Origin of the sequence: Streptomyces marinisediminis, from assembly GCF_026262575.1 — a bacterium.
In the GTDB taxonomy this organism is placed as follows: Bacteria; Actinomycetota; Actinomycetes; order Streptomycetales; family Streptomycetaceae; genus Streptomyces; species Streptomyces marinisediminis.
Genome location: NZ_JAPKFL010000046.1, coordinates 1 through 18,203, shown reverse-complemented (window position 1 = coordinate 18,203; position 18,203 = coordinate 1). Strand labels below are relative to the sequence as shown.

Genomic DNA, 18,203 nt, shown 5'->3' with positions numbered 1-18,203 from the left:
GCACCGGCTGCACGACGTCCACGCGGTCCAGTCCGGGCGCGCCCGGCTCACCGCGCACCACATCCAGCAGCGACCAGTCCACGTGGGGTTCCAGCGCGGCGGCGCACTCCGCCATCCGCGCCGCGAACACCGGTGAAGAGTCGAGGAGTTCGACCGCCATCCCCGCCCACTGCGCACCCTGACCCGGGAACACGAACACCGGGCTGGCGTCGCCCGGGGCGCTGCCGGTGGCCGTGCCCTGGGGAGCGGTGCCGTCGGCGAGCGCGCGCAGGTGGCGCACCAGGTCGGCCCGGGTGTCGGCCACGGCCACCGCGCGGTGGTCGAAGTGGGTGCGTCCGGCGGCCAGGGCGTGCCCGGTGTCGGCCAGGGCGGGCGCGGCGTCGCCCAGGGCGCGCACGTGGTCGTGCAGGCGCTCGGCCTGGGCCCGCAGCGCCTGCGGGGTGCGGCCGGAGAGCAGCCACGGCACGGGGCCGCGGGCCGGGGCCGACGCGGACGGCTCGCCGGAGCCCGGGGCGGCCGGGGCCTCGCGGGACCCCTCCGGGGCCTCCTCGGGGGCGGCTTCGAGGATCGCGTGGGCGTTGGTGCCGCTCATGCCGAAGGAGGAGACCCCGGCGCGGCGCGGGCGGTCGTCGGGGGCGGGCCAGTCGCGGGCGGTGGTCAGCAGCTCCACCGCCCCGTCGGACCAGTCGACGTGCGAGGAGGGGACCTCCGCGTGCAGGGTGCGGGGCAGCGTGCCGTGCCGCATCGCCATGACCATCTTGATGACGCCGCCGACGCCCGCGGCGGCCTGGGTGTGCCCGAGGTTGGACTTCAACGAGCCCAGCCACAGCGGCCGGTCCTCGGGCCGCTCCTGCCCGTAGGTGGCCAGCAGCGCCTGCGCCTCGATCGGGTCGCCCAGCGTCGTCCCCGTGCCGTGCGCCTCCACCGCGTCCACCTCGGCGGCGGCCACCCCGGCGGCGGCCAGCGCCTGCCGGATGACGCGCTGCTGGGACGGGCCGTTGGGCACCGTGAGCCCGCTGCTGGCGCCGTCCTGGTTGACGGCCGAGCCGCGCACCACCGCCAGCACGCGGTGTCCGTTGCGGCGCGCGTCCGAGAGCCGCTCCAGGAGCAGCATGCCGGCGCCCTCGCCCCAGCCGGTGCCGTCGGCGTCGTCGGCGAACGCCTTGCAGCGGCCGTCGGCGGCCATGGCCCGCTGGCGGCTGAACTCCTCGAAGGTGACCGGCGTCGACATCAGCGCGACACCGCCGGCGACGGCCAGCGAGCACTCCCGGCGGCGCAGCGCCTCGCACGCCCAGTGCAGGGCGACGAGCGAGGACGAGCACGCGGTGTCGACGGTGGCGGCCGGGCCCTCCAGGCCGAGGGTGTAGGAGACGCGGCCGGAGAGCACGCTCGCCGACCCGCCGACGATGAGGTAGCCGTCGACGTTCTCCGGGCTGTTCGGCAGCAGCGTCGGGTAGTCCTGCCCGTTGGTGCCGACGAACACGCCGGTGCGGCTGCCGCGCAGCGTCTCGGGGGCGATCCCGGCCCGCTCGAACACCTCCCAGGCGGTCTCCAGGACCAGCCGCTGCTGCGGGTCCATGGCCATCGCCTCGCGCGGGCTGATGCCGAAGAACTCCGCGTCGAACGCGGTCGCGTCGTGCAGGAAGCCGCCCTGGTCGCTGAGGGAGGCGCCGTCCTCGCCGGGGGCGCCGGCGAGCGCGGCCAGGTCCCAGCCCCGGTCGGCGGGGAACGGGCCGACGGCGTCGGTGCCCGCGGCCACCAGCTCCCACAGGTCCTCGGGCGAGTCGACGCCGCCGGGGTAGCGGCAGCTCATGCCGACGATCGCCACCGGCTCCCGCTCGCCCGACTCCGCCTCGTGCAGACGCTGCTTCGTGCGGCGCAACTCGGCGGTCATCCACTTCAGGTGCTCAAGCAGCTTCTCTTCGCTCGCCATGGAAATCCCGCCCTCGTGAATGACCGTCGCCCTGTGGACCGCACGGCGATCGTGTGCGTCCGCCCGCGCGGGCCCTTCCGGGGGCCGGCACCCGAAGCACGTTCCGGCTCCGTCCGCCGGGCACCGCGCGTGTGACGTCGCCCGGGTCGGCGCGAGCCGTCGCCGCGGGTTCGTCGGAAAGCGCCCCCATGATCGCCTCGGGGGCCGAAACTAGGCGCCCGCGAGCAAAGGCGACAACCCCTATCCGGTGCCGGGGCGAAGCCCCTAAACGGCCGTGTTCAGCCGTGCTTTCCGGCCTTCCGCCGGATTTCTAGGAGAACTCGAGGACCTCTGGCTCGAATATGGACCACAGGTCATGCGGGTGGCGGGTCGGAGCGACGAGTCCACTGACCGGAGCCCGGTGCACGCGACATTCCCCGCGAGGACACCGAGAACACCGAGAACGCCGGATCACCGAGAGCCCCGAAACCCGGAGAACCCCGGAACCCGGAGAACTCCGGAGCCCGGAGAACCCCGGAACCGGAGCCCCGAGAACGCCGGAACACCGAGATCGCCCGGATCACCGAGACCCCAAGGCCGCCTCATGCATTCCTCCCTCCTGCCCTCCCCGGCCGGCCCGCCGCCCACCGGCGCCGCCCCGCCCACCGGTGCCGCCGCGGACAGCGAGCCGCCGGTCACCGCCCGGCGACCGGACCCCCGCGGCCCCGCGCTCCAGCAACCCGCCTGGCCGGACCCGGCGGCGCTGGCCGAGGTCCGCCGCCGACTCGCCGACCGCCTGCCGCTCGTCCTGCCCCGGGAGAGCGACCTGCTCCGCCACCGCCTGGCCGCCGTCGCCGACGGCCGGGCGGTGCTGCTCCAGGGCGGCGACTGCGCCGAGACCCTGGACACCTCACCGGCCGCCGTCGAGGCCCGCGTCGAGACGCTCGGGCGGATGGCCGAGGTCCTCGCCGCGGCCACCGGCCTGCCCCCGGTGGTGGTCGGCCGCATGGCCGGCCAGTACGCCAAGCCCCGCTCCCGCGACACCGAGACGCGCGACGGCGCGACGCTGCCCTCCTACCGGGGCGACGCGGTCAACGGCCGCGCCTTCGACGCCCACGCCCGCGCCGCCGACCCGCACCGCATGCTGCGCGCGCACGCCGCGGCCGCCGCCACGCTCAACCTCACCCGCGCCCTGGTGGCGGCCGGCCGCACCGGCTCCGGGGGCCGCGTGCCGCCGGAACTCTTCGTCTCCCACGAGGCGCTGCTGCTCGACTACGAGGAGCCCCTCACCCGCGTCGACCCGCGCACCGGACGCCGGTACGCCGCCTCCGGGCACCTGCTGTGGGCCGGGGAGCGCACCCGGGACCCCGACGGGGCGCACGTGGCGTTCCTCGCCGGCGTCCACAACCCGGTCGCCGTGAAGATCGGGCCCACCGCCGGGCCCGACGAGCTGCTCGCCCTCGTCGACCGGCTGGACCCGGGCCGGATGCCGGGCCGGCTCACCTTCGTCGCGCGCATGGGCGCCGCCGCCGTCCGCGACGCCCTGCCGCTGCTCGTGGACAAGGTGACGGCCTCCGGCGCGCGCGTCGGCTGGGTCTGCGACCCCATGCACGGCAACACCCACACGGCGCCCTCCGGCCACAAGACGCGGGCGGTGAGCGCCGTGCTGGACGAGATCAGCGGCTTCTACGAGGTGCACCGCTCGCTGGGCACCCACCCCGGCGGCGTCCACCTGGAGATGAGCGGCGAGGACGTCACCGAGTGCGTCGGCGGCCCGGCCGGTCCCGGCTACGACGACCTGGGCCTGCGCTACACCACCGCCTGCGACCCGCGCCTGAACCGGGCCCAGTCCCTCGACGTCGCCCACCGCGTCGCGGCCATCGCCACGGCCGGGAGCTGACCCCGCCGCCCCGCCGCCCCGCCGCCCCGTCGGCCCGGGTCTCGCCGCCCCGCCGCCCAGGTCCTGCCCGCGCTCGCCGGGAATCCGCCCGCGGAAAAGGAGAACCGCTCAAGGCCCGCTAGGGAGCCGGTAACGGCCCGCACCATAGGGGCCGTCGGCGGCCCTTCAGGGGTTGTTGGGGCCGGAACGGCTGGAATAGCTTCACGGCGAGAGTCACACCGAGGGGGACGCGCACCCGGCACACGCCGCCGGGAAACCGCGGAAAACGGCGTTACCACCCCTCGGAGTCGTTCCCGCGGACGCCCGGGCGCCTTTTCCGCGCCCCGGCGGTCCGCGGTTCCACAACTCCGCAAAGACGTGACGCGCCGGCTGCTGCACAGGGTGGGATGAATGGCGAACGAAGAGACGCTTCGGGACTACCTGAAGCTGGTCGCGGCGGACCTGCACCAGACGCGCCAGCGCCTGCGCGACGTGGAGGCGCGCGACAGCGAGCCGGTCGCCGTCGTCTCCATGGGCTGCCGCTACCCCGGCGGCGTCCGCACCCCCGAGGAGCTGTGGCGGCTGGTCACCGCGGGCACCGACGCCATGACCGACTTCCCCCACGACCGGGGCTGGCACCGGGACGCCGCCGACGCGCCCGCCTTCCGCGAGGAGGGCGGCTTCGTCGACGGCGCCACCGACTTCGACCCCGCCTTCTTCGGCATCTCCCCGCGCGAGGCCCTGGCCATGGACCCCCAGCAGCGGCTGCTGCTGGAGGTGGCCTGGGAGACCGTCGAACGCGCCGGCATCGCGCCCGGCTCGCTGCGCGGCACCCGCACCGGCGTCTTCACCGGCACCACCGGCCAGGACTACGCCGCGCTGCTCGCCCCACCGCCGCCCGGCACCGAGGGGTACGTCCTGACCGGCACCGCGGCGAGCGTCGTCTCCGGACGCATCGCCTACACCCTCGGCCTGGAGGGCCCGGCCGTCTCCGTCGACACGGCCTGCTCCACCTCCCTGGTCACCCTGCACCTCGCCGTGCAGGCCCTGCGCAACGGCGAGTGCTCCCTCGCGCTTGCCGGCGGCGCCACCATCATGTCCACGCCCAGCGCGTTCGGCGGGTTCAGCGAGCAGGGCGGGCTCGCCGCCGACGCCCGCTGCAAGGCGTTCGCCGCCGAGGCCGACGGCACGGCCTGGAGCGAGGGCGTCGGCGTGCTGCTGCTGGAGCGGTTGTCGGACGCGCGGTGCAACGGGCACGACGTGCTGGCCGTCATCCGGGGTTCGGCCGTCAACCAGGACGGCGCCTCCAACGGACTCACCGCGCCCAACGGCCCGGCCCAGCAGCGCGTCGTGCTCGACGCCCTGGCCGGAGCCCGCCTCACCCCCGCCGACGTGGACGCCGTCGAGGCGCACGGCACCGGCACCCGGCTCGGCGACCCGATCGAGGCCGAGGCCCTGCTCGCCACCTACGGCCAGGACCGGCCCGCCGACCGGCCGCTGTGGCTGGGCTCGCTCAAGTCCAACATCGGCCACACCCAGGGCGCCGCGGGCGTCGGCGGCGTCATCAAGATGGTGCAGGCCATCCGGCACGGCGTGCTGCCCGGGACCCTGCACGCCGACGAGCCGACCCCGCACGTCGACTGGTCGACCGGTGCCGTCGAGCTGCTGCGGGAGCAGCGGGCGTGGCCGGACACGGGCGACAGGCCGCGCCGCGCCGGGGTCTCCTCCTTCGGCATGAGCGGCACCAACGCCCACGTCCTGGTCGAGCAGGCTCCGGAGCCCCAGGACGCGGAGGCGGACGCGGACGAGGGCGCGGACGCGGACGCCACGGGCGACGGGCGCGACCGCCGCGAGCTGCCCGTGGTGCCGTGGGTGCTGTCGGGCAAGTCCGCGGGGGCTGTGGCGGGTCAGGCGGCGCGGCTTGCGGAGTGGGTCCGGGAGCGCCCGGACGCCGGGCTTGTGGACGTGGGCTGGTCGTTGGCGTTGACGCGGTCGGCGTTCGAGCACCGGGCGGCGGTGGTGGCCGGTGACCGTGCGGGGTTCGTGGCGGCGCTGGAGGCGTTGGCGGCGGGTGCGCCGTGTGGCGATGTGGTGTCCGGTGTGGCCGGGAGCGCCGCCCGGCCGGTGTTCGTCTTCCCCGGTCAGGGTGCGCAGTGGGCGGGGATGGCCGTCGAGCTGCTGGGGTCTTCGCCGGTGTTCGCGGCGCGGATGGCGGAGTGCGCCGCCGCGCTGGCGCCCCATGTGGAGTGGTCGTTGCTGGATGTGGTGCGCGGTGAGCCGGGCGCGCCCGGGCTGGACCGGGTGGATGTGGTGCAGCCGGTGTTGTGGGCGGTGATGGTGTCGCTGGCCGAGGTGTGGCGTTCCTTTGGTGTGGTGCCGGCTGGGGTGGTGGGGCATTCGCAGGGTGAGATCGCCGCCGCGGCGGTGGCCGGGGTGCTGTCGCTGGAGGACGCGGCGAGGGTGGTGGCGTTGCGCAGCCGTGCGATCACGGCGTTGGCCGGGCACGGCGGGATGGTGTCCGTGGCCCAGTCGGCGGACCGGGTGCGTGAGCGGATCACCGCCTGGGACGGGCGGATCTCGCTGGCCGCCGTCAATGGACCCTCCTCGGTGGTGGTCTCCGGCGACCCGGGCGCGCTGGCCGAACTCCTCGCCGCCTGTGAGCGTGACGAGATCCGGGCGCGCCGGGTGGAGGTGGACTACGCCTCGCACTCCGCGCACGTGGAGGCCATCGAGGACGAGCTGGCCCGCCTGCTGGACGGGATCGAGCCCCGGCCGGGCAGTGTCCCCGTCTACTCGTCCCTGACCGGCGCCGAGCTGGACGGCGCGGAGATGGGCGCCGCGTACTGGTACCGCAACCTGCGCGAGACGGTGGAGTTCGAGCGGGCCACCCGCACCGCCCTGACCGCGGGCCACACCCTGTTCATCGAGGTCAGCCCGCACCCGGTGCTGGCGCTCGGGCTCCAGGGCACGATCGAGGACGCGGGTGTCGAGGCGGCGGCGGTGGGCACCCTGCGCCGCGACCACGGCGGGCTCGCCCGGTTCCTCACCTCACTGGCCGAGGCGCACGTGCGCGGGGCGGCGGTGGACTGGCACGCGGTGTTCGAGGGGACCGGCGCGCGCCGCACGGGACTGCCGACCTACGCCTTCCAACGCGCCCGCTACTGGCCCGAGACACCCGCGCTCACCGCCCCGGGTGCGGCCGCGGCGGCCGACCCGGAGGAGGCGGCGTTCTGGGCGGCCGTCGAGCAGAACAACCTCGACGCCCTCGCCCGGGCGCTGGACGACACCGACGCCGAGCCGCTGCGGGCCGCGCTGCCCGCGCTCGCCGACTGGCGGCGCCGCCGCCGGGAGAGCTCGACCCTGGACTCCTGGCGCTACCGCGTCACCTGGAAGCCGGTCACCCCCGCCGCCGACGCGCGGCTGGACGGCACCTGGCTGCTCGTCGTCCCCGACGGCGCGACGGGCGCCGGTGCGGGCGGCTTGGCCGACACCCTGGCCGACGCCCTGGCCCGGCACGGTGCCGACGCGGCGCGGGCCACTCCGGCCGCGCTCGCCGGCGTCGACCTCGCCGGCGTCGCCGGCGTCGTGTCCCTGCTCGGCCTGGACGACGCGCCGCACCCGGAGCACCCGGCCGTGCCCGGTGGGCTCCTGGCCACCGTCGGACTGGTCAAGCACCTCATCGGCGCCGGCGCCGAGGTGCCGCTGTGGTGCCTCACCCGGGGTGCCGTCTCGATCGGCGCCTCGGAGCCGGTGCGCAGCCCCGCGCAGGAGATGGTGCACGGCTTCGGCCGCGTCGTGGGTCTGGAGCAGCCCGGCTGGTGGGGCGGCGGCGTCGACCTCCCCGCCGAGCTGGACGACCGGGCCCTGGACCGCCTCCTGGCCGTCCTCGCCGCGACGGGCTCCGCCGACGCCGAGGACCAGGTGGCGGTGCGGCCCTCCGGCGTGTTCGCCCGCCGCCTGGTCCGGGCCGCGGCGCCACGGTCGACGGAGAGCTGGACCCCGCGCGGCACCGTGCTCATCTCCGGCGGCACGGGCGCGCTGGGCACCTTCCTCGCCCGCCGCCTCGCCGCGCAGGGCGCCGAGCACCTCGTGCTCACCAGCCGCAGGGGCCCCGACGCCCCGGGCGCGGCCGAGCTGGCGGCCGAGCTCGCGGAGCTGGGCGTCCGCACCACGATCGCCGCCTGCGACGTCGCCGACCGGGCCGCCGTCGAAGCCCTCGTCGGCGGCCTGCGCGAGCGCGGCGACACGGTGACGGCGGTCCTCCACGCGGCCGGCGTCAGCCAGCTCAGCGCCATCGAGGACACCGGTGACGCCGCCTTCGCCGAGGTCGTCACCGCCAAGACCGCCGGAGCGGTCAACCTCGACCACGCGCTGGGTGACACCGATTTGGACGCCTTCGTGGTCTTCTCCTCCATCTCCGGGATCTGGGGCAGCGGTGGCCAGGGCGCCTACGCCGCCGCCAACACCTTCCTCGACGCGTTCGCCGCCGACCGCCGGGCCCGGGGCCGCACGGCCACCGCGCTGTCCTGGGGCGCCTGGGGCGGCGCGGGCATGGCCAAGGGCGAGGCCGAGCAGCTCCTCAGCCGCCGCGGCCTGCCCGTCATGGACCCGGAGCTGAACCTCACCGCGCTCCAGCAGGCCGTGGCCCAGGGCGAGACCGCGCTCACCGTGGCCGACGTGCGCTGGGACCGCTTCGTGCCCTCCTTCACCGTCGTCCGCGGCAGCCCGCTGCTGGCGGACCTGCCCGACGTGCGCGAGGTCCTCGCGGCCGCCGAGGCGGAGGCGGGCGGCGCGGAGGCGGGCGTCACCTCCGCGCTCCGGCGCGCCCTGACCGGGCTGACGGCCACCGAGCAGCGCGACCGGCTGCTGGAGCTGGTCCGCGCCGAGGCCGCGGCCGTGCTCGGCTACGCCGACCCCCGCGAGCTGGACCCCGCGCGCCCCTTCCGTGACCTGGGCTTCGACTCCCTGACCGCCGTCGACCTGCGCAACCGCGCGAACACGCTGAGCGGCCTGCGGCTGCCCGTCAGCCTCGTGTTCGACCACCCGACCGTCGCCGAGCTGGCCGCCCACCTGCTCACCCTGGTCCTGGACGAGCCCACGGCCGACGACGCCGCGCCGGGGGCCGCCGGGGGCGCCCCGGACTCCTCCGACGCCCCGGCCGGCCCCGACGCGTCGGACGCCTCCGACCCGGTCGTCATCGTCGGCATGAGCTGCCGCTTCCCCGGGGGCGCCACCTCGCCCGAAGACCTGTGGCGCCTGGTCGCCGACGGGGTCGACGCCGTCGGCCCCCTGCCGCCGGGGCGCGGCTGGGACGCCGCCGAGCCGGCCGGAGGCCCCCGCGCGGCCGGTGGCTTCCTCGCCGGCGCCGGCGACTTCGACGCCGCGTTCTTCGGCATCTCCCCGCGCGAGGCCCTCGCCATGGACCCGCAGCAACGACTGCTGCTGGAGGCCTCCTGGGAGGCGCTGGAGCGCGCCGGGATCGACCCGACCGCACTGCGCGGCAGCCGCACCGGCGTCTACGTCGGCGCCTCCTCCCAGGGCTACGGCAGCGACGTCGGCCGCGCGCCCGAGGGCACCGAGGGCTACCTGATGACCGGCACCGCGACCGCCGTGCTCTCCGGGCGCGTCGCCTACACGCTGGGGCTGGAGGGCCCGGCGGTGACGGTGGACACGGCGTGCTCGTCCTCGCTCGTCGCGCTGCACCTGGCCGTGCAGGCACTGCGCTCGGGGGAGTGCTCGGCCGCGCTCGTCGGCGGTGTCGCCGTCATGGCCACCGGCACGGTGTTCGCCGAGTTCGCCCGGCAGGGCGGGCTGGCCGCCGACGGCCGGGTGAAGGCGTTCGCGGACGCGGCCGACGGCACCGGCTGGGGCGAGGGCGTCGGCGTGCTGCTCGTGGAGCGGCTGTCCGCCGCCCGCCGGCACGGCCACCGGGTCCTCGCGGTCGTGCGCGGTTCGGCGATCAACCAGGACGGCGCCTCCAACGGCCTGACCGCGCCCAACGGGCCCGCGCAGCAGCGGGTGATCCGGCAGGCGCTGACCGGTGCGCGGTTGGCGCCGGCCGAGATCGACGCCGTCGAGGCGCACGGCACCGGCACCGTGCTGGGCGACCCGATCGAGGCGCAGGCGCTGCTGGCCACCTACGGCCGGGACCGGCCCGAGGGCCGGCCGCTGTGGCTGGGCTCGCTGAAGTCCAACATCGGCCACACCCAGGCCGCCGCGGGCGTCGCGAGCGTCATCAAGACGGTGCTCGCGCTCCACCACGGCGTCCTGCCGCGCACCCTCCACGTGGACGAGCCGTCCCGCCGGATCGAGTGGGGCGACGGAGCCGTCGCCCTGCTGACCGAGGCCCGGGAGTGGCCTCGCACGGAGGGCCGCCCGCGCCGTGCGGCCGTCTCCTCCTTCGGCGTCAGCGGCACCAACGCCCACACCGTCATCGAGGAGCCGCCCGCGGCCGAGGAGCCGCCCGCCCCCGCCGGTGACCGGAGCGTCCCGGCGGGCCGCGCGGTGGTGCCGTGGGTGCTGTCGGCCCGCGGTGACGCGGCGCTGCGCGACCTCGCCGACGCCCTCGCCACCCGGGCGGGCGCGGGCGAGGACCTGGTCCCCCTGGACGTCGCCTACTCCCTGGCCACCGGTCGGGCCCGCCTCGGCCACCGGGCCGCCGTGGTGGCCGGGGAGCGCGAGGAGTTCCTCGCGGCGCTGAAGGCCCTCGCCGCGGGCGGCACGGCCCCCGGGCTGCTGCACGCCGCCACCCCGGCCGGTCGCACGGCGTTCCTGTTCTCGGGCCAGGGCTCCCAGCGGGCCGGGATGGGCCGGGAGCTGTATGACGCCTTCCCGGTGTTCGCTGAGGCTTTCGACGCGGTGTGCGCGGAGTTGGACCGCCACCTGGACGCGTCCGTGCGTGAGGTGGTGTTCGGGGGTTCGGAGCTGCTGGACCAGACCGTCTTCACGCAGGCCGGGCTCTTCGCGGTGGAGGTGGCGCTGTTCCGGCTGCTGGAGCACTGGGGTGTGGTGCCGGACTACCTGCTGGGGCACTCGGTCGGTGAGGTGGCCGCCGCGCATGTGGCGGGGGTGTGGTCGTTGGAGGACGCGGCGCGGTTGGTCGCGGCCCGGGGGCGGCTGATGCAGGCGCTTCCGGCCGGGGGCGCCATGGTGGCGGTGCGGGCCACCGAGGAGGAGGTCACTCCGCTGCTGGTCGACGGGGTGTCGGTCGCCGCCGTCAACGGTCCCGCGTCGGTCGTCATCTCGGGTGCGGAAGAAGCGGTGGCGGAGGTGGCCGCGCGGTTTGAGAAGTCCAGGCGGCTCAACGTCAGCCACGCGTTCCACTCCCCGCGCATGGACCCGATGCTGGAGGAGTTCCGCGCGGTCGCGGAGAGCCTGACCTACTCGGCTCCGCGCATCCCGGTCGTCTCCAACCTCACCGGCGCCGTGGCGGGTGCGGAGCTGGCGACGGCCGACTACTGGGTGCGGCACGCGCGGGAGGCGGTGCGGTTCCGCGACGGGGTGGGGGAGTTGCTGGCGCGGGGCGTCACCGCCTGTCTGGAGCTGGGCCCCGGCGGCGTCCTGACCGCGCTGGCCGAGGACTGCCTGCCCGACGACGCCGCCGGCACCGCCTGCGTCCCCGCGCTGCGCAAGGACCGCCCCGAGGCCGACGCCCTCGCCGCCGCCACCGCCGAACTCCACGTGCACGGCGTGGACGTCGACTGGCACGCCTACTTCGCCGGGACCGGCGCCCGCCGCGTCGACCTGCCCACCTACCCCTTCCAGCACGAGCACTACTGGCTGCGCTCGGCCGCTGTGGCACTCGGCGGCCTGGACCGGGTCGGCATGGGCGCCTCCGCGCACCCCTTCCTGGACGCCTCGCTCGCGGTCGTCGGCTCCGGCGGGCTGCTGCTCAGCGGCCGGGTGGGTCTGGACACCCACCCCTGGCTCGCGGACCACGCCGTCCAGGGCACCGTCCTGCTGCCCGGCGCCGCCTTCGTCGACCTGGCCGCCCACGCCGCCGCCGAGGCGGGGTGCGACCGGGTGGAGGAGCTGACCATCGCGGCGCCGCTGGTGCTGGACGGCGAGCGGGACGCGGCCTTGCTCCAGCTCTGGGTCGGCGCCGCCGACGAGCGGGGCCGCCGCACGCTGGAGGTCCACTCCCGCCCCGCCGGGGACGCCGGTGCCGCCTGGACCCGGCACGCCGGCGGCACCCTCGCACCTGCCGACGCCGACGCCGGCACCGACCAGGACGGTCCCGGGGTGCTCCCGGGCGGGGCGGGCACGGCGCTCCGCGGCCTGACGGCGTGGCCGCCGCCGGACGCCGAGCCGGTGCCCGTGGACGGCGTCTACGAGTACATGAACGGCATCGGCTACGGCTACGGCCCCACGTTCCAGGGGCTGCGGGCGGTGTGGCGCGGCCAGGGCGAGGTGTTCGCCGAGGTGGCCCTGCCCGAGCGGGCGCGCGAGGACGCCGACGGCTTCGGGCTGCACCCGGCGCTGCTGGACGCCGCCCTGCACGCCGTCGGCGTGGCCGGGGGCTCGCTGGCCGAGGGCGGTCGGCTCCCCTTCGCCTGGACCGGCGTCACGCTGGCCGCCGTCGGCACCGCCGCCCTGCGGGTGCGCGTCACCACCGGCGAGGACGACGCCGTCTCCCTCGACCTGGCCGACGCGTCCGGGGCGCCCGTCGCCCGGGTGGACTCGCTGGTGCTGCGCCCGCTCGGTTCCGGCAGCCTGGCGGAGCCGTCCGCGAGCGGCGGCCCGGACGGGCTGTTCCGCCTGGAGTGGGCGCCGGTCGCCCGGGGGGCGGCGGAGCCGGAGGGGCTCCCGCGTCCCGAGGTGCTGGAGGTGCCCCCGACGCCCGTCGGCACCGGGCCGGGGTTCCCCGCCGCCGTGCACGAGCGGGTCACCGCCGTCCTCGCCCGGCTGCGGGACCTGCTCGCCGCCGACCCGGCCGACGGGGCGCGTCTGGTCGTGCTGACCCGGGGCGCCGTCGCCGCCGGGGGCTCGGCCGTCACCGACCCGGCCGCCGCGGCGGTGTGGGGCCTGGTCCGCTCGGCGCAGACCGAGCACCCCGAGCGCGTCGTCCTGATCGACACCGACGCCGACGTCGGTGCCGACACCGGCACCGGCACCGGCACGCTGGCCGCGCTGGCCGCGGGCGGCCACCCGCAGCTCGCCGTCCGCGGGGGCGAGCTGTTCGCGCCCCGGCTGGCCCCGCACCCCGCCCCGGACGGCGCGGGGGTGCCCGCGGTCGAGGGGACGGTGCTCGTCACCGGCGCCGCCGGGGCCCTGGGCGGCCTCGTCGCCCGGCACCTGGCGCAGACCTGGGGCGTGCGGGACCTGGTGCTGCTCTCCCGGCGCCCGGACGGCGGCGAGCACGGCGGCGAACTCCTCGCCCACCTCGCGGAGTCCGGCGCGCGGGCGCGGTGGGTGGCGTGCGACGCCGCCGACCGCGAGGCGCTGGCCACCGTCCTCGCCGGCATCGGCGACCGCCTGGCCGGGGTGGTGCACGCGGCCGGCGTCGTCGACGACGGCGTGCTGGAGTCGCTGACGCCCGACCGCGTGGCCGCGGTGCTGCGGCCCAAGGTGGACGCCGCCTGGCACCTGCACGAACTCACCGCCGACCGGGACCTGGCCCTGTTCGCCCTCTACTCCTCGGCCGCCGGCACCTTCGGCGGCCCGGGCCAGGCCAACTACGCCGCCGGGAACGCCTTCCTGGACGCCCTGGCCCACCTGCGCCGCGCCCGGGGCCTGGCCGCGCAGTCCCTCGCCTGGGGGCCGTGGGCGGACGGCGGCATGCTCGGCACGCTCGGCCCGGCCGACGTCGGCCGGATGAGCCGTGCGGGCATGGTGCCCCTGACCGCCGCGGAGGGCCTGGCCCTGTTCGACGCCGCGGCCGCCACCGACGCGGCCGCACCGCCCACCGAAGGGGGCGGCCCGTCAGTGGAGGGGGCCGCCGCGCCCGTGGGAGGGGCCGCCGCCGGGGCGCCGCACCTGGTGCTCACCCGGCTCACCCCCGACGCGGCGCAGGTGCGCGCCGACCTGCTGCCGCCCCTGCTGCGCCCGTACTTCCGCACCGCCCCGCGGCCCCGCGGCGGCGAGGTGCGCGAGTCCCCGGACGCGCTGCGCGAACGGCTGGGCCGCACGTCTGACGACGAGCGCCACCGCGCCGTCCTCGACCTGCTCACGGACGCCATCGCCACCGTGCTCGGCCACGGCTCCGCCGCCGCCGTGGAGGTGGACAGCGGCTTCCTGGACATCGGCTTCGACTCCCTGACCGCCGTCGAACTCCGCAACCGGCTGCGGCAGCTCACCGGGCTCAAGCTCGCGGCGACGCTGGTCTTCGACCACCCCACGCCCGCGGCCCTGGCCCGGCACCTGTCCGACGAACTGGCCTCCGGCACCCGCGTCACCGCCCTGTCGCTGCTCAGCGAGCTCGACCGGCTGGAGTCGGCGCTCAGCGGCGTCCCGGCCGAGGACGCGGACCGGGCGCAGGTCACCGAACGGCTGCGCGGGCTGCTCACCGCCTGGACCACTGCCCGCCAGCCGGACGGCCCCGCACGGGCGGACGCCGCCGCCCCCGACCTGGAGTCCGCCACCGCGGACGAGCTCTTCGACCTTCTCGACGGCGAGCTGGGACTGTCCTGACCCGCGCCGCTCACCGCGCCCGCCCCGCCCGTCACCAAGGGAGTGCCACGCCATGTCCAACGAGGAGAAGTTCCTCGAATACCTCAAGCGCGCCACCGCGGACCTGCGGGACGCCCGCACCCGGCTGCGCGAGTACGAGGACCGGGACCGCGAGCCCATCGCGATCGTCGGCATGGCCTGCCGCTACCCCGGCGGCGTCGCCTCGCCCGAGGACCTGTGGCGCCTGGTGTCCGGCGGCGGCGACGCCATCACCCCGTTCCCCGAGGACCGGGGCTGGGACGTCGAGCGGCTCTTCGGCGTCGACGAGGCGGGCACGTCCAACGCGCGCGAAGGCGGCTTCCTGCCCGGCGCCACCGACTTCGACCCCGGCTTCTTCGGCATCTCCCCGCGCGAGGCGCTGGCCATGGACCCGCAGCAGCGGCTGCTGCTGGAGACCTCCTGGGAGGTCGTCGAGCGCGCGGGCATCGACCCGGGCACGCTCAAAGGCTCGCGCACCGGCGTCTTCGCCGGGCTGATGTACCACGACTACCTGACCCTGCTGCGCTCGCTGCCCGAGGGCGTCGAGGGCTACCTCGGCACCGGCACCTCCGGCAGCGTGCTCTCCGGGCGCGTCGCCTACACGCTGGGCCTGGAGGGCCCGGCGGTGACGGTGGACACGGCGTGCTCGTCCTCGCTCGTCGCGCTGCACCTGGCCGTGCACGCGCTGCGCGCGGGGGAGTGCACCATGGCGCTGGCGGGCGGCGTCACCGTGATGGCCACCCCGGGCACCTTCGTCGACTTCAGCCGGCAGGACGGACTCTCCTTCGACGGGCGCTGCAAGTCCTTCTCCGACGACGCCGACGGCACCGGCTGGTCCGAGGGCGTGGGCATGCTGCTGGTCGAACGGCTCTCGGACGCGCGCCGCAACGGGCACCGCGTGCTCGCGGTGGTGAGCGGCTCGGCCGTCAACCAGGACGGCGCCAGCAGCGGGCTCACCGCGCCCAACGGACCCGCGCAGCAACGCGTCATCCGCCAGGCCCTGGCCAACGCGCGCGTGCCCGCCGCCGAGGTGGACGCGGTGGAGGCGCACGGCACGGGGACGACGCTGGGCGACCCGATCGAGGCGCAGGCGCTGTTGGCCACCTACGGGCAGGAGCGGTCCGCCGACCGGCCGCTGTGGCTGGGCTCGCTGAAATCCAACCTCGGGCACACGCAGGCCGCCGCGGGCGTCGGCGGCGTCATCAAGATGGTCATGGCGATGCGGCACGGCACGCTGCCCCGCACCCTGCACGCGGACCGGCCGTCGGCCAAGGTGGACTGGTCCGACGGCGCCGTGGAACTGCTGAACGCGGCGCGCGACTGGCCGGAACCGGGCGACCGTCCGCGCCGGGCGGGCGTCTCCTCCTTCGGCGTCAGCGGCACCAACGTGCACGTCGTCATCGAGCAGGCGGCACCCGAGGAGACCCCGGCGGACGCCCCGGAGCCGGACGCCGCGCCCCGGGTGGCCCCGCCCGTGGTGCCGTGGGTGCTCTCGGCCCGGTCACCGCAGGCGCTCGCCGCCCAGGCCGGGCGCCTGCTGACCCGGCTGGGCGGCGCGGGCGACTCCGGCGGCGGCTACGGCGGCGACTCCGGTACCGACTCCGGCGGCGTCGCTTCGGGCGGCGTCGCGGAGGGCGCGGCCGGCCCGGGTGCGCCGGGCGCGCTCGACATCGGCTACTCGCTCGCCCTCACCCGCGCCCGGTTCGAGCACCGCGCCGTGCTGGTGGGCAGCGAGCGCGCGGACCTCGTGCCCGCGCTGCGCGCCCTCGCTGACCCCGGCCCCGACGCCGCCCACCCCCCGGTCACCCGGGGTCGCACGGCGTTCCTGTTCCCGGGCCAAGGCGCGCAGCGGGCGGGGATGGGCCGGGAGCTGTATGACGCCTTCCCGGTGTTCGCTGAGGCTTTCGACGCGGTGTGCGCGGAGTTGGACCGCCACCTGGACGCGTCCGTGCGCGAGGTCGTCTTCGGCGGCTCGGAGCTGCTGGACCAGACGCGGTTCACGCAGGCGGGGTTGTTCGCGCTGGAAGTGGCGCTGTTCCGGTTGCTGGAGCGCTGGGGTGTGGTGCCGGACTTCCTGCTGGGGCACTCGGTCGGTGAGGTGGCCGCCGCGCATGTGGCGGGGGTGTGGTCGCTGGCGGACGCGGCGCGGTTGGTGGCGGCGCGGGGGCGGCTGATGCAGGCCCTGCCGTCCGGCGGGGCGATGGTGGCGGTGCGGGCCACCGAGGAGGAGGTCGCTCCGCTGCTGGTCGACGGGGTGTCGATCGCCGCCGTCAACGGGCCGGCTTCCGTCGTCATATCGGGCGACGAGGAAGCCGTGGCGGAGATCGCCGCGCGGTTCGGGAAGCCCAAGCGGCTCAACGTCAGCCACGCCTTCCACTCCCCGCACATGGACCCGATGCTGGAGGAGTTCCGCGCGGTCGCGGAGAGCCTGAGCTACTCGGCTCCGCGCGTCCCGGTCGTCTCCAACCTGACCGGCGACCTCGCCGAAGACGAGCTGGCCACCGCCGAGTACTGGGTGCGGCACGTCCGGGAGGCCGTCCGCTTCCACGACGGGGTGCGGAGCCTGACGGCCCACGGCGTCACCGCCTGTCTGGAGCTGGGGCCCGGCGGTGTCCTGACCGCGATGGCCGAGGACTGCCTGTCCGACGCCGCCGGCACCGCCTGCGTCCCCGCGCTGCGCAAGGACCGCCCCGAGGCAGAGGCACTGGTGACCGGCGTCGGAGCGCTCCACGCGCACGGCGCCGACGTGGACTGGGGCGCCTACTTCGCGGGGACGGGGGCCCGCCGCGTCGACCTGCCCACCTACGCCTTCCAGCACGAGCGCTTCTGGCCCACGCCCACCGAGGACGCCGGCGACCCCGCCGTGCTCGGCCTCACCTCGTCCGAGCACCCGCTGCTCGCCGGTTCCGTCTCCCTGGCCGGTGCGGACCTCTCCCTCTTCACCAGCCGGCTCTCCCTCTCCGGCCACCCCTGGCTGGCCGACCACGCCGTCTTCGGCACCGTCCTGCTGCCGGGCACGGCGTTCGTCGAACTCGCCCTGCACGCCGGGGAACGCGTCGGCTGCCCGGTGCTCGACGAGCTCACGCTCCAGACGCCGCTGACGCTGTCGGAGCGGGGCGCGGTGCTCCTCCAGGTCATGGTGGGCGCGCCGGACGAGGCGGGGCGGCGCACGGTCACCGTGCACTCCAGCCCCACCCAGGGCGACGCCGGTACGGACCCGGTGTGGACCGCGCACGCCACCGGCACCGTCGCCCCCCGCCCCGCGTCCGGCACGCCCGGCACGTCCGGCGCCGACCTGCGCACCCAGTGGCCGCCGAACGAGGCCACCGGTGTCGACCTCGACGACCTCTACCCCACCCTGCGCGACCACGGTTTCGGCTACGGCCCCGCCTTCCAGGGCCTGCGCGGGGTGTGGCGGCGCGGCGACGAGGTGTTCGCCGACGTCGCCCTGCCCCCGGAGCTGTGGGAGGAGGCCACCCGGTTCGACCTGCACCCGGCGCTGCTGGACGCCGCGCTGCACGCCGTCGGCGTCAGCGGCCTCACCGGGCTGGACGGCCCCGGGCTGCCGTTCGCCTGGTCCGGCGTGGAACTGGCGGTGGCGGGCACCCCGATGCTCCGCGTGCGCGTCACGGCGGGCGCGTCACCCGGTGCGGTGACGCTGGACCTGGCCGACGGCACCGGTGCGCCCGTGGGCCGCGTCGGCTCCCTGGCGCTGCGCCCCGTCTCCGCCGAGCAGATCGCCTCCGCGGCGCCCGTGGACCCGGT

4 protein-coding genes are annotated in these 18,203 nt (G+C 76.8%); 3 read left to right on the top strand and 1 reads right to left on the bottom strand.

The window, feature by feature from the left end; all coding sequences use genetic code 11:
• On the bottom strand, nucleotides 1-1,933 hold a 1,933-nt coding region (locus tag OSB71_RS23380; RefSeq protein ID WP_265950795.1), incomplete at its 3' end, for a type I polyketide synthase.
• A 583-nt stretch (nucleotides 1,934-2,516) separates the two neighbouring features.
• On the opposite strand from OSB71_RS23380, the gene OSB71_RS23375 reads away from it, so the two are divergent.
• The 3 genes from OSB71_RS23375 to OSB71_RS23360 form a co-directional block, all read left to right on the top strand.
• Nucleotides 2,517-3,812 (top strand): 3-deoxy-7-phosphoheptulonate synthase class II, encoded by a 1,296-nt coding sequence (locus tag OSB71_RS23375; protein ID WP_265950794.1) that lies wholly within the window; start codon nucleotides 2,517-2,519, stop codon nucleotides 3,810-3,812.
• Nucleotides 3,813-4,202: 390 nt separating this feature from the next.
• Entirely contained in the window at nucleotides 4,203-14,420 is a 10,218-nt protein-coding gene (locus OSB71_RS23365) for a type I polyketide synthase (RefSeq protein WP_323055340.1), read from the top strand.
• A gap of 52 nt (nucleotides 14,421-14,472) precedes the next feature.
• Nucleotides 14,473-18,203 (top strand): type I polyketide synthase (locus OSB71_RS23360; RefSeq protein ID WP_265950793.1); only part of this gene is annotated, 3,731 nt, incomplete at its 3' end.